The organism is Stenotrophomonas sp. ESTM1D_MKCIP4_1 (genome assembly GCF_003086895.1).
In the GTDB taxonomy this organism is placed as follows: Bacteria; Pseudomonadota; Gammaproteobacteria; order Xanthomonadales; family Xanthomonadaceae; genus Stenotrophomonas.
Genome location: NZ_CP026004.1, coordinates 4001119 through 4013634, shown reverse-complemented (window position 1 = coordinate 4013634; position 12516 = coordinate 4001119). Strand labels below are relative to the sequence as shown.

10 protein-coding genes are annotated in these 12516 nt (G+C 67.4%); 7 read left to right on the top strand and 3 right to left on the bottom strand.

Annotated elements, in window-relative coordinates:
* The first annotated feature begins 285 nt into the window (after positions 1 to 285).
* Both C1924_RS18145 and C1924_RS18140 read left to right on the top strand, forming a co-directional pair.
* Entirely contained in the window at positions 286 to 2817 is a 2532-nt protein-coding gene (locus C1924_RS18145) for a glycoside hydrolase family 3 protein (RefSeq protein ID WP_108766555.1), read from the top strand.
* Positions 2818 to 2905: 88 nt separating this feature from the next.
* A complete protein-coding gene (locus C1924_RS18140; protein WP_254051171.1) occupies positions 2906 to 4009 on the top strand; it encodes a hypothetical protein in 1104 nt (367 codons plus the stop codon).
* Positions 4010 to 4114: 105 nt separating this feature from the next.
* Here C1924_RS18140 and rho read toward each other — a convergent pair whose 3' ends face one another.
* Positions 4115 to 5866, bottom strand: a complete 1752-nt coding sequence (gene rho, locus C1924_RS18135) for a transcription termination factor Rho (RefSeq protein WP_108754357.1) — start codon at positions 5864 to 5866, stop codon at positions 4115 to 4117.
* 227 nt (positions 5867 to 6093) lie between these two features.
* The gene (trxA, locus tag C1924_RS18130) at positions 6094 to 6423 is read right to left on the bottom strand and encodes a thioredoxin (protein WP_025878607.1); all 330 of its coding nucleotides are present in this window, start codon (positions 6421 to 6423) and stop codon (positions 6094 to 6096) included.
* Between the two features lie 521 nt (positions 6424 to 6944).
* Here trxA and rhlB point away from each other — a divergent pair.
* The 5 genes from rhlB to ung all read left to right on the top strand — a co-directional run bounded on the left by rhlB (position 6945) and on the right by ung (position 12099).
* The gene (rhlB, locus tag C1924_RS18120) at positions 6945 to 8669 is read left to right on the top strand and encodes an ATP-dependent RNA helicase RhlB (protein WP_108766553.1); all 1725 of its coding nucleotides are present in this window, start codon (positions 6945 to 6947) and stop codon (positions 8667 to 8669) included.
* Between the two features lie 218 nt (positions 8670 to 8887).
* Positions 8888 to 9574, top strand: coding sequence for a cell division ATP-binding protein FtsE (ftsE, locus tag C1924_RS18115; protein ID WP_108766552.1), 687 nt, complete (start codon positions 8888 to 8890; stop codon positions 9572 to 9574).
* Positions 9575 to 9577: 3 nt separating this feature from the next.
* Positions 9578 to 10525: a permease-like cell division protein FtsX gene (gene ftsX, locus C1924_RS18110; protein WP_108766551.1), complete on the top strand. Its 948-nt coding sequence runs from the start codon at positions 9578 to 9580 to the stop codon at positions 10523 to 10525.
* A gap of 7 nt (positions 10526 to 10532) precedes the next feature.
* The gene (locus tag C1924_RS18105) at positions 10533 to 11375 is read left to right on the top strand and encodes a response regulator (protein WP_108766550.1); all 843 of its coding nucleotides are present in this window, start codon (positions 10533 to 10535) and stop codon (positions 11373 to 11375) included.
* 10 nt (positions 11376 to 11385) lie between these two features.
* Entirely contained in the window at positions 11386 to 12099 is a 714-nt protein-coding gene (gene ung, locus C1924_RS18100) for a uracil-DNA glycosylase (RefSeq protein ID WP_108766549.1), read from the top strand.
* 16 nt (positions 12100 to 12115) lie between these two features.
* Here the strand turns inward: ung and C1924_RS18095 are convergent, their stop codons facing one another.
* Positions 12116 to 12469: a helix-turn-helix transcriptional regulator gene (locus tag C1924_RS18095; RefSeq protein ID WP_301554024.1), complete on the bottom strand. Its 354-nt coding sequence runs from the start codon at positions 12467 to 12469 to the stop codon at positions 12116 to 12118.
* Between the last annotated feature and the right edge of the window lie 47 nt (positions 12470 to 12516).

The following is a 12516-nucleotide window of genomic DNA, read 5'->3' as shown; positions in this document are numbered from 1 at the left end:
GCCCGGTCGATGTTGCCGAAGCAGGCGGATGTTGCCACGACATGAGGGGCGCTGGCACGTGCGGATTTCTTGTCGCATTGCAGCACCCGCAGGCCCGTGCAGCACACGGTGGAAGCGCCGGGGCCCGCTGTTGCGGGACGCGCACCCCAGTGCATGCGATCAACGATTGACAGTGCGTGGGCAGGCTTATATGACAGCGCTGTCAGGAGCGGCGCGCAGGCGCCCACGCCGACGTGCCGTCGCAGCTGCGCACGCCAGGAACTTCATCCACGGAGGTAGAGCCCAGTGAATCGCCCCACCCAGAGCCTTCTTGCCAGTTGTCTGCTGGCCGCCCTTGCCGCACCGCTCGCCGCCGCCCCGGCCAGCGGCGAACGCCTGCAGGACTGGCCACGCGTGCAGAGCGCGATCACCGCCGATGCGGACATCGAACGCCGCGTGCAGCAGATCCTTGCGCAGATGACGCTGGCCCAGAAGATCGGGCAGATGACCCAGGCCGAGATCAAGACGATCACGCCCGAGCAGGTGCGCCGCTACTACATCGGTTCGGTGCTCAACGGCGGCGGCTCGTGGCCGGGCATGGACAAGCACGCCAGTGTGCAGGACTGGCTGAAAATGGCCGATGCCTACCACGCCGCCTCGTTGGCCACCGATGCGAAGACGCCGGTGCCGGTGATCTGGGGCACCGATGCGGTGCATGGCCACAACAACGTGCTGGGCGCGACCCTGTTCCCGCACAACATCGGCCTGGGCGCGGCCGGTGATCCGGAGTTGATCGAACGCATCGGCGAAGCCACCGCGCGATCGGTGCGCGCCACCGGCATCGGCTGGGTGTTCGCGCCCACCCTGGCCGTCGCCCACGATCCGCGCTGGGGCCGCACCTATGAAAGCTATTCGTCCGACCCGGCGGTGATCCGCAGCTTTGCCCACGCATACGTGAAGGGTGCGCAGGGCCGCTTCCAAGATGACGGCAACGTGGTCACCACGGCCAAGCACTACCTGGGCGACGGTGCCACCGACAACGGCCGTGACCAGGGCGAGGCGCTGGTCGACAAGGCGACGATGGTCAACGTGCATGCGCAGGGCTACTACGGTGCGCTCGCCGAGGGCGCGCAGACGGTGATGGCGTCGTTCAACAGCTGGAATGACCGCGCCGCCGGTATCGACTACGGCAAGATGCATGGCAGCAAGGCGCTGCTGACCGATGCGCTGAAGGACAAGATGGGCTTCGACGGCTTCGTCGTCTCCGACTGGAACGGCATCGCCCAGGTGCCCGGCTGCCGCAACGACAGCTGCGCGCAGGCGATCAACGCCGGCATCGACATGGTGATGGTGCCCGACGACTGGAAGGCCTTCATCGACAACACCACCGCGCAGGTGCAGAAGGGCGAGATTCCGATGGCGCGCATCGATGATGCGGTGACGCGCATCCTGCGGGTGAAGCTGCGCGCCGGGCTGTTCGAGCACGCGCCGTCCGACAGCCGCTATGCCGGTGATGCCACGGCCGTGCAGCACCGCGAACTGGCACGTCGTGCGGTGCGTGAATCGCTGGTGCTGCTGAAGAACGAAGGCAAGGTGCTGCCGTTGCGCCGTGATGCGCGCGTACTGGTGGTGGGCAAGGGCGCCGACAACATCGGCGACCAGTCCGGTGGCTGGTCGCTGACCTGGCAGGGTACCGAGAACACCAATGCCGATTTTCCCAACGCCGATTCGGTGCTGGGTGCGCTGCGCGCCGAGCTCGGTGCCGACAAGGTCAGCGTCAGTGCCGATGGCCAGGGCGTCGACCCGAAGACGTTCGACGTGGTGCTGGCGGTGATCGGCGAAACGCCGTACGCGGAAACCAACGGCGACATTCTCGCGTCGGACACGGTGAGCCACAGCCGCGCCTATCCGCAGGATCTGGCCGCGCTGAAGGCGGCGGCTGCCACCGGCAAACCGGTGGTGACGGTCTTCATGTCCGGGCGGCCGATGTACACCAACGACCTGCTCAACCTGTCCAGCGCGTTCGTTGCGGCCTGGCTGCCGGGTACCGAAGGCAAGGGCGTGACCGATGTGCTGGTCGCTGGCAAGGGGGGCAGGCCCGCGCATGACTTCCGTGGCCGTCTCAGCTTCCCGTGGCCGGGCGTGCCGTGCCCGGCGCCGATCGACCAGCCGGACGCGAAGAAGCCGGCGCTGTTCGCGCTGGGCTATGGCCTGAGCTACGCCAAGGGCGGCAAGGTCGCGCGGCTGGACGAAGCCAGCCCCGACAGTTGTGGTGAGGTCACGATGCTGCCGATCTTCAACCGCGCCGATACACCGCCGTTCGCCCTGCACGTGGCCGCTGCAGGTGCGACCCAGCCGCTGGGCAACGATCTGAATGCCACGCTGCGCTGGCCCACCGCCAGGCCGGTGGTGCAGGTGCGCACCGTGCAGGTCAACACCCAGCAGGACGCCAGGGAAGTGACCTGGCTGGCCCCCGCGCAGCTGATCGCACGCAGCACCTCGCGCCGCAACCTGGGCGCGCTGGCGCGCAGCAACGGCGCGCTGCAGTTCGACGTGCAGCTGGTGAAGCGTCCGGCTTCGCCGGTCAAGGTAACCATGCAGTGCGGCACCGGCTGCGAGGGTGGGGTGGATATCGCCCCGCTGCTGGGCAGACTCTCGCCGGGGCAGAAGCAGACGGTCACCGTGCCGCTGGCGTGCTTCGCAAAGCAGGGTGTGGCACTGGGTGCGGTGGAAGCGCCGTTCGTGGTGACCGCAGACACGCCGTTCGCGGCGGCCTTCACCCAGGTCAAGCTGACCGCCAACACGGCGAGTGCCGAAGGCGCGGTGGCCTGCCCGTGAGCCACACGGTAGCGCCGGGCCATGCCCGGCGTTTTCCCGGCACGTTTTACAACTTGTCCGATGGCGTAGGGGCCAGAGGCGGAAGACGATGGATGACTTTGGCCAAGGTCATTCCATCATGCGACGCTTTCTCCAGACCCTTCGGGTGATTCCCTGTGCGATGCACCGGTCGCACTTCATCGAGCTGCATGTTTCGCGGGCGTTGGCTGCGCTGAAGAACGGGGACTTCGCCTTGCTTGATGGCTGGATGGCCACGCTGCCGGCCGAAACCTACGAACCCCTCGTGTGGCGGCTGGCATCGAGCCGCCACGCGCGCCTTAGGCTGCAGGCGTGGTCAGGCGCCATGCCGACATCTCCCCATCCGCCACTGATCGCTGCGTACGGCGATGTGGTCGACGCCTGGGCGGTACGCGGGGAAACCTATGCCAACGACATTCCCTTCCTGCGTCGGCGTCGGTATCCGAAGATCATGACGAAGGCGTACGAGAAGTTCACCTGCATCGTTGAACGGAACCCGGCAGATGCGATGGCACTGGCCGGGCTTATCCACTGCAACATCGTAGTGGGTGCAGGTGAGGGAAAGCGGACCGAGTGGTTGAACCAAGTGCTGGCGACCAGCGGATTCCACACTCCGGCCATTTACCAGTATGCGCGTGGCACGCTGCCGCGGTGGGGTGGGGAATACGATGAACATGTCCGGTTCGCCGAATGGGTCGTGCAGCAGGCGCCTGCCGGCAGCTGCTCCCACATCGTGGCTGCACAGGCGGTACTGGATGACGCGCTGACCGTTGCTGGGGAAGATGACAACCACACGATGCGTGGGATCGCCGGTCAGCTCGGCGACGGGGAGACGGCTGCCTGGCTGCGCCGCGCGATCCTCAAATGGGCAGATGCGGTTCCGGAGACCTTGCAGGATCGTCTGCAGGACATCGCCTCCCACCAGGGCGACAGCTATCACGGCATCTGCATGGAGACATTTGCGTTTGCAGCGTACTTCGCGGGTGCGAAGGATGAGGCCCGGCTGCTGCTGACCACGCTGAAAGGACGATTGCAGGCTGACGTCTGGGAGATGCTGACGCCCCCGGTTCCCGGCTGGCTGGGTGCCGTCGGCCTCAGGCATCGAGCAGCGCACCTGGTACATGATCGCGTCTGTCGTGACCTGGAACTGGACCCGCGGCAGGTTTGCGCGTAGATGCATTCCGCCGGGCATGGACCGGCGAACGCAGTAGATCCACGCCATGCGTGGATGCGGCCGCCGCGAAGGCAGAAAAAAGCCCCGCAATGCGGGGCTTTTCTCTTATCGCTTCATGGAACCGAAGAACTCATCGTTGGACTTGGTGTTCTTCATCTTGTCCAGCAGGAATTCCATCGCGGCCATTTCATCCATCGGATGCAGCAGCTTGCGCAGGATCCAGATCTTCTGCAGCAGCTCCGGTTCGATCAGCAGGTCTTCGCGGCGGGTGCCCGAACGGTTGATGTCGATGGCCGGGAACACGCGCTTTTCAGCGATGCGACGGCTCAGGTGCACTTCGCTGTTGCCGGTGCCCTTGAACTCTTCGTAGATCACCTCGTCCATCTTCGAGCCGGTGTCGACCAGCGCGGTGGCGATGATGGTCAGGCTGCCGCCTTCTTCCACGTTGCGGGCCGCACCGAAGAAGCGCTTCGGGCGGTGCAGGGCGTTGGCGTCCACACCACCGGTCAGCACCTTGCCCGAGCTCGGCACCACGTTGTTGTAGGCACGGGCCAGGCGGGTGATGGAGTCCAGCAGGATCACCACGTCCTTCTTGTGCTCGACCAGGCGCTTGGCACGCTCGATGACCATTTCGGCCACCTGTACGTGGCGCGCGGCCGGCTCGTCGAAGGTCGAGCTGATGACCTCGCCGCGCACGGTGCGCTGCATTTCGGTCACTTCTTCCGGGCGCTCGTCGATCAGCAGCACGATCAGGTGCACGTCCGGGTGGTTGGTGGTGATGGCGGTGGCCACCTGCTGCATCATCATCGTCTTGCCCGCCTTCGGCTGGGACACGATGAGCGAGCGCTGGCCCTTGCCCTGCGGGGCCATCAGGTCGAGGATGCGGCCGGTGATGTCTTCCGACGAACCATTGCCGCGCTCCAGGGTGAAGCGGCGACGCGGGAACAGCGGGGTCAGGTTCTCGAACAGCACCTTGTTCTTCGATGCTTCGATCGGCTCACCGTTGATGGTGTCGACGATGTTCAGCGCGAAGTAGCGTTCGCCGTCCTTCGGGAAGCGGATGCGGCCGGAGATGTGGTCGCCGGTGCGCAGGTTGAAGCGGCGGATCTGGCTGGGCGAGATGTAGGTGTCGTCCGGGCCGGCCAGGTAGCTGGCCTCGGCCGCGCGCAGGAAGCCGAAGCCGTCGGGCAGGATTTCCAGCACGCCGTCGGCGGCGACGCCGTCACCATGGCGGGTCAGCACCTTCAGCAGGGCGAAGATGACGTCCTGCTTGCGGGCGCGGGCGACGCCTTCGGAGATCTGCAGCTGCTCGGCGATTTCCAGCAGCTTCTGCGCCGGCATGCGCTTGAGGTCGCTCAGCGAATAGACCGGGAAGCCTTCCGGCACGTTGGCGTGCGGGCGCGGCACGAAGGGCTGCTGCTCGCCGCCGTCCTGCGGCATGCCGTCATCGCGGCCACCGCGGTTGCGGTCACGGTCGCGACGGTTGCGGAAGCGGTCGCGGCGGTTGCCCTGGCCCTGCTGGCCATTCTGGTTGTACGGGTTGTTGTTCTGGCCCTGGTTCTGGCCACCGCCCTGACCACCCTGGTGGTTCTGCTGGCGCGGCTGGCCGGATTCGCGGCCTTCGCCGGCATCACCGCCGCCGGAGGCGGGGGCTTCAGCGGCGGGCGCGCTCGGCGCGGGGGCGGCTGCGGCCGGTGCCGGCGCTTCAGGCGCGGCTGCCAGCGGCAGGGTCGGCTGCGCGGGGGCAGCGCTGGTTTCGGCGGCTGCCGGAGCGGCGGCCTTGCTCACGCGGGGCTTGCGCACGCGCTTTTCGGCGGGCGCATCAGCGCTGCCGGTTTCGGAAGTGTGATCGGACAAGAGCGTTATTCCTCGCTTGAAGGTGCGAGCGCCCGGCTGGGGCGGCGAACGTTGGGAATGGGTCTGGAAGAAACTGCGTCCAGAGGGTGCGGCACGCGAACGCGGCCGGATATGCCGACACTATCATCGGCCTGCGGCGCCTTGCAAGGGTCACCGGAAATGACATTCATGCGGGCGCGGGGCGCCCAGCGGCAGCCGCGGTCAGCGGCTGCCGTGGAACAGCGGGATCAGGCCAGGGCCTTGTCCAGCAGGCCGGCCAGCTGGGCCTTGCCCACCGCACCGATCTGCTCGCCGACCTTTTCACCGTCCTTGAAGACCACCAGGTACGGGATGGAACGCACGTGGTACTTGGCCGCCAGTGCGCGGTTGTTGTCGACGTTGACCTTGGCGATCTTGGCGCGGCCCTGGTAGGCGTCGGCCAGTTCGTCCAGCGCGGGGGCGATCATCTTGCAGGGGCCACACCACTCGGCCCAGAAATCGACCAGCACCGGTTCCTTGGAATTCAGTACGGCGCTATCAAAGTCGGCATCGCCGACGTGTACAACCTTGTCGCTCATCTTGGTTTCTCGTCTTGGATTGCACCCGGCCAGGCCGGAGGTGGGTGAACTGGGCCATGCCCGGTGGCGCGACCCTCGTCGTTGCCTCGCGGCGGGATGCCGCGGTGCGTTCGGCGGGATGCCTGGACGCTCACGGCCGGCAGTGTACCCCTATCGCGCGGCGGGGACAGTTGCTGGTTGGAACCCAGCGTATCGTGATCGTGTCCCGGCCCGGTAGGTGCCGCATTTCACTGTCCCGGAGAACATGGGGATGGCAGCCCGACGGGGCCAGTGGGCGCCGGCAGTCCATTCAAGTGGCGTCCGGGTCGGTGAAGACGCGCCGCAAGACCTGTCTCCCTGGGTTGTGAGACGGGTGATTCCGGTTTGCCGGCCCGAGTGCGTTAAACTGGGGCATTGTGCGGCGTGCGGACCGGAGGGTCCCCGCCTGCCAACCCGCCGCAGGGGCCGCAGTTTGCGACGGTGCCCCTAGACGCTGAAGTGCCAGCCGCCCCGTGGGCCGGCGGCCATACCAAGACGGACTCATGAGCGACAAACCGCTGACCGATTTGACCTTTTCCTCCTTCGAGCTGCATCCGGCCCTGCAGGCGGGCCTTGAAGGAGCCGGATTCACCCGCTGCACCCCGATCCAGGCGCTGACCCTTCCGGTCGCGCTGCCCGGCGGTGATGTTGCCGGCCAGGCCCAGACGGGCACCGGCAAGACCCTGGCCTTCCTGGTCGCTGTCGTAAACCGCCTGCTGACGCGCCCGGCGCTGGCCGATCGCAAGCCGGAAGATCCGCGCGCCCTGATCCTCGCGCCGACCCGCGAACTGGCCATCCAGATCCACAAGGATGCAGTGAAGTTCGGTTCGGACCTGGGCCTGCGTTTCGCCCTGGTCTACGGCGGCGTGGATTACGACAAGCAGCGTGAACTGCTGCAGCAGGGCGTGGACGTCATCATCGCCACCCCGGGCCGCCTGATCGACTACGTGAAGCAGCACAAGGTGGTGTCGCTGCACGCCTGCGAGATCTGCGTGCTGGACGAAGCCGACCGCATGTTCGACCTGGGCTTCATCAAGGACATCCGCTTCCTGCTGCGCCGCATGCCCGAGCGCACCACCCGCCAGACCCTGCTGTTCAGCGCCACCCTCAGCCACCGCGTGCTGGAGCTGGCCTACGAGCACATGAACGAGCCGCAGAAGCTGGTGGTTGAAGCCGAGACCATCACCGCCGCGCGCGTGCGCCAGCGCATCTACTTCCCGGCCGACGACGAGAAGATCCCGCTGCTGCTGGGCCTGCTGTCGCGCAGCGAAGGCGCGCGCACCATGGTCTTCGTCAACACCAAGGTGTTCGTCGAACGTGTGGCCCGCTCGCTGGAAAAGGCCGGCTACCGCGTCGGCGTGCTGTCCGGCGACGTGCCGCAGAAGAAGCGCGAGAGCCTGCTCAACCGCTTCCAGAAGGGCCAGCTGGAAATCCTGGTGGCCACTGACGTGGCCGCCCGCGGCCTGCACATCGACGGCATCAAGTACGTCTACAACTACGATCTGCCGTTCGACGCCGAAGATTACGTGCACCGCATCGGCCGTACCGCGCGCCTGGGCGAAGAGGGTGATGCCATCAGCTTCGCCTGCGAGCGCTATGCGATGGGCCTGCCGGACATCGAGGCGTACATCGAGCAGAAGATTCCGTCCGAGCCGGTCACCAAGGAACTGATGACCCCGCTGCCGCGCCCGGAACGCCCGGCCCCGGCCGCAGGCGAGGAAGGCGAGGACAACGAAAGCGTCGGCCAGATCTTCCGTGAAGCGCGCGAAGCCCGCGCTGCCGAGGAAGAGCGTCGTGGTGGTGGCCGCAGTGGCGGTCGCTCCGGCGGCGGTGGCCGTGGTGGCCGTGAGGGTGAGCGCAGCGGCGAACGCCGTCCGCGTGGCCCGCGCAAGCCGCGCGTGGAAGGCGAGCAGGGTGCTGCCGCGCCGGCCGCCGCCGCTGCCGAAGGCGCAACTGCCCAGGCCCCGCGTCCGCCGCGCCCGCCACGTGCCGAAGGCGCGCCGGATGCGGTGGTGGACGGCGAGCACAAGCCGCGCAAGCGTCGTCGTCGTCGCCACGGCCGTCCGGTCGAAGGTGCCGAGGGCGTGCAGAACGCGGCCGGCAACGGCGCCAGCCCGGTCACCCCGGTGCAGGTGGTGGCCAAGCCGGTGCGAACCGCCGCCGACACCGGCGATTCGTTCCTGACCCGCATCGGCCGCAAGATCCGCCGGATGCTGTCGGGCAACTGATCCGGTAGCACCCGACCGCTGGTCGGGTGATCAAACCGGTAGCACCCGACCGTTGGTCGGGTGATCAAACCGGTAGCACCCGACCGTTGGTCGGGTGATCAAACCGGTAGCACCCGACCGTTGGTCGGGTGGCATGGCAGGGCGTGCCGGCCAGCGGCCGGCACTACCGTTCGTGCGGCCATCTCCACGACGTCGCGCCGCTCCTGCATAATCGAGGCATGAGTGTCCTGCGCTTCGACAATGTCAGCAAACAGTACGCCGGTGGCCACGAAGCCCTGACCGATGTCAGCTTCGAGGTCGCTCCCGGCGAGATGCTGTTCGTCACCGGTCATTCCGGGGCGGGCAAGAGCACGCTGCTCCGGTTGATCCATCTGGACGAGCGGCCCAGCCGCGGTGCCGTGGTCTTCGATGATCGCAACCTGCTGAAGGTGCGCGGCGGTGACATCCCGCGCCATCGGCGCGCGGTCGGCGCGGTCTACCAGGATCACCGGCTGCTGATGGACCGCTCCATCGCCGAGAACGTGGCCCTGCCGCTGATCCTGCGCGGCACCCGCCGCGGTGACATCGGCAAGCGCGTGCGTTCGGTGCTGGAACGCATGGGCCTGGGGCACCGCGAAAAGGCGCTGCCCTCGCAGCTGTCAGCCGGTGAGCAGCAACGCGTCGGCATCGCCCGCGCGATCGTCGGCGAACCCAAGCTGCTGGTGGCCGATGAGCCGACCGGCAACCTCGACCCCACGCTGGCAGCGGAGATCATGGCCCTGTTCGCCGAACTGCCTTCGCGCGGCACCAGCGTGCTGGTGGTCAGCCACGACCTGCCGCTGCTGCGCCGCATGCGCAAGCGCGTGCTGATCCTCGACCACGGCCGGCTGGTGGATGACATTTCGCCGCAGGACCTGGCGGAGTAACCCATGGCCAAGAACGAAAACAGCGAAGCCGCCGCACCCTCGCGCCTGGGCGTGTGGTTCCACCACCACGCGCACAGCGTGGTGTTCAGCCTGGGCCGCGCCTGCCGCAAGCCCTGGGCCACCCTGCTGACGGTGCTGGTCATGGCCCTGGCGCTGGCGTTGCCGCTGGGCCTGTCCATCGCCCTGGACAACCTCAAGCAGTTCGCCGGCAGCGTGCAGCAGTCGCGCGACATCAATGTGTTCCTGAAGGCCGATGTGGATGGCCCCGGCGCGCTGCGTCTGGCCGGCGAACTGCGGGACCGCCAGGATGTGGCCAACGTGACCGTGCGCACGCCCGAACAGGGCCTGCAGGAACTGCGCGATGCCGGCCTCGGTGAGGCCATCGACGCACTGAATGACAATCCGCTGCCCTCGCTGCTGGTGGTCACCCCCGGCCAGGGCCAGGATGACGCGCGCCTGGCGCGCGCGCTGGAAAGCCTGCCCGGTGCCGACCTGGTGCAGCACGACGCCCTGTGGCGGCAACGCCTGGATGCCTGGCTGGCGTTCGGCGCCCGCCTGGTGCAGGTGCTGTCGGCCCTGCTCGGCGCCGGTGCGGCGCTGGTGGTCGGCAACACCGTGCGCCTGGACATCCAGGCCCGCCGCGAGGAAATCGGCGTGCTGCAGCTGCTGGGCGCCAGCGATGGCTTCATCCGCCGCCCGTTCCTGTACCTGGGCGCTTGGTATGGCCTGGGGGCCGGTGCGGTTGCGCTGGCCCTGATCGGCGTGGCCGGTGCCGCCCTGCGCGCGCCGCTGGCCGAACTGTCGCGCAGCTACGGCAGCCCGTTCGTCCTGCACGGCCTGGACCTGCTGCACGGCAGCCTGGTGCTGCTCGGCACGCTGCTGCTGGGCTGGCTGGGCGCCTGGCTGGTGACCGGCCACTTCCTCCGCCAGACCCGCCCCACCGACACCTGAGACCGGCATGCGACCGCAAGCGTTGAAGCACCTTGAAGGGCCCGCGACGCGGGTGATGGTGGTCGATGGTTCCAAGCTGGTGCGCAAGCTGATTGCCGATGTCCTGCAGCGCGACCTGCCGGGCGTGGAGGTGATCGGCTGCGACAGCATCGAGGAGGCGCAGGAAGCGCTCGCACAGGGGCCGGTGGACCTGGTGACCACGTCGCTGACCCTGCGCGATGGCGACGGCCTGGCACTGGCCAAGCGCGTGCGCGAAGCGGCCGGCCAGGCCTACGTGCCGGTCATCGTGGTGTCCGGCGATGCGCAGCAGCACCTGGAACAGCGCCGCTTCACCGAGTTCGTCACCGATTACTTCGACAAATCACTCGGCCATGAAGCGCTGGCGACGTTCATCCGTGGCTACGTGCAGCCGCAGACGATTCCCGGTGCCACCATCCTGTACGTCGAGGACAGCCGGGTGGTGGCCGAGGCGACCAAGCGCATGCTTGAGCGGCAGCAGCTGAACGTGCTGCACGTGGTCAGCGCCGAAGAAGCGTTCACCCTGCTCACCGCCGAATCGCTGGGCCGCAGCCGCCACCGCATCGACCTGGTGCTGACCGACGTCACCCTGAAAGGTGAGTTGAGCGGCCGCGATGTGGTGCAGCGCGTGCGCGTGGACTTCGGCTACGGCAAGCGGCGCCTGCCGGTGCTGGTGATGACCGGCGACGGCAACCCGCACAACCAGACCGGGCTGCTGCAGGCCGGTGCCAACGATCTGGTGCTCAAGCCGATCGAGGAGCGTCTGCTGGTGACCAAGGTGCTGTTCCAGCTGCGGCTGGCGCGTTTGAACGATGGACCCCTGTTGCGATAGAAGTGGCGCGATGATTGATGAAGTAGTGGACACCCCGACGATCCAGCTGGAACCGAGCTGGAAGCAGCATGTCGGTGATTACCTGTTGCAGCCGCAGATGCGCGAGCTGTCCACGTTCCTGCGCCAGCGAAAGGCAGCAGGGGCGGCGGTGTTCCCGCCGGGCCCGCAGATCTTCGCCGCCTTCGACGCCACGCCGTTCGAGCAGGTGAAAGTGGTGATCCTCGGCCAGGACCCGTACCACGGCCGTGGCCAGGCCCATGGCCTGAGTTTCTCGGTGGCCCCGGGCGTGCCCGTGCCGCCTTCGCTGCTGAACATCTACAAGGAAATCGAGGGCGACCTCGGCATTGCCCGCCCCGACCACGGCTGCCTGGTGCCCTGGGCGCAGCGCGGCGTGCTGCTGCTCAATGCGGTGCTGACAGTGGAAGAGGGCCAGGCCGGCGCGCACCAGGGGCGTGGCTGGGAAGGTTTCACCGACCACGTGGTGGACGTGCTCAACCGCGAGCGCGAGGGTCTGGTGTTCATGCTGTGGGGCGCTTACGCGCAGAAGAAAGGCAAGGTGATCGACAGCCGCCGCCACCGCGTACTGAAGTCGCCGCATCCCTCGCCCTTGTCGGCGCATCGGGGCTTCCTCGGCTGCCGCCATTTTTCGATGGCCAACGAGTACCTGCAGCGCCAGGGCCAGGCGCCGATCGACTGGTCACTGCCACCGCGCGCCACGCTCTGACGGCACGCGCCCGACCTTACTCGGTCAGCATTTCGATGATGGCGTGGGCGACCTGCCGCTTGCGCGGTGGCAGGCGCCGCAGCAACGACAGGATCGCGCTTTCCTGGGTGCTGCGTGCCGGGTCGATTGCGACAGATTCCGGAGCGACCAGCTCGCCGTCCTCGGGACGTCCGGGGCCGCGGCCCGTGGCGAGCCATTCAAAATGGACCTGCGTCACGATGGCAATTTGTGAGAGATGCTGCACACTAGGAACGGTACCTCCGTCACGTTCCCATTGAGCGACGGCGCTTCGCCGAACGCCGCAGTGCAACGCCAACTGCATTTGGGACAGGCCAGCCGTTAGTCGGGCTCGCCGGATTCTGTCGCACATGACCTGCATTTTTCACCCCCTCTCCATGTTCGGTAAGCGCTGCTTCC

Coding starts and splice junctions, on each gene's coding strand:
- C1924_RS18140 (WP_254051171.1), top strand. CDS start 2,906: ATGGATGACTTTGGCCAAGGTCATTCCATCATGCGACGCTTTCTCCAG.
- trxA (WP_025878607.1), bottom strand. CDS start 6,423: ATGAGCGACAAGGTTGTACACGTCGGCGATGCCGACTTTGATAGCGCC.
- rhlB (WP_108766553.1), top strand. CDS start 6,945: ATGAGCGACAAACCGCTGACCGATTTGACCTTTTCCTCCTTCGAGCTG.
- ftsE (WP_108766552.1), top strand. CDS start 8,888: ATGAGTGTCCTGCGCTTCGACAATGTCAGCAAACAGTACGCCGGTGGC.
- ftsX (WP_108766551.1), top strand. CDS start 9,578: ATGGCCAAGAACGAAAACAGCGAAGCCGCCGCACCCTCGCGCCTGGGC.
- C1924_RS18105 (WP_108766550.1), top strand. CDS start 10,533: ATGCGACCGCAAGCGTTGAAGCACCTTGAAGGGCCCGCGACGCGGGTG.
- ung (WP_108766549.1), top strand. CDS start 11,386: ATGATTGATGAAGTAGTGGACACCCCGACGATCCAGCTGGAACCGAGC.
- C1924_RS18095 (WP_301554024.1), bottom strand. CDS start 12,469: ATGTGCGACAGAATCCGGCGAGCCCGACTAACGGCTGGCCTGTCCCAA.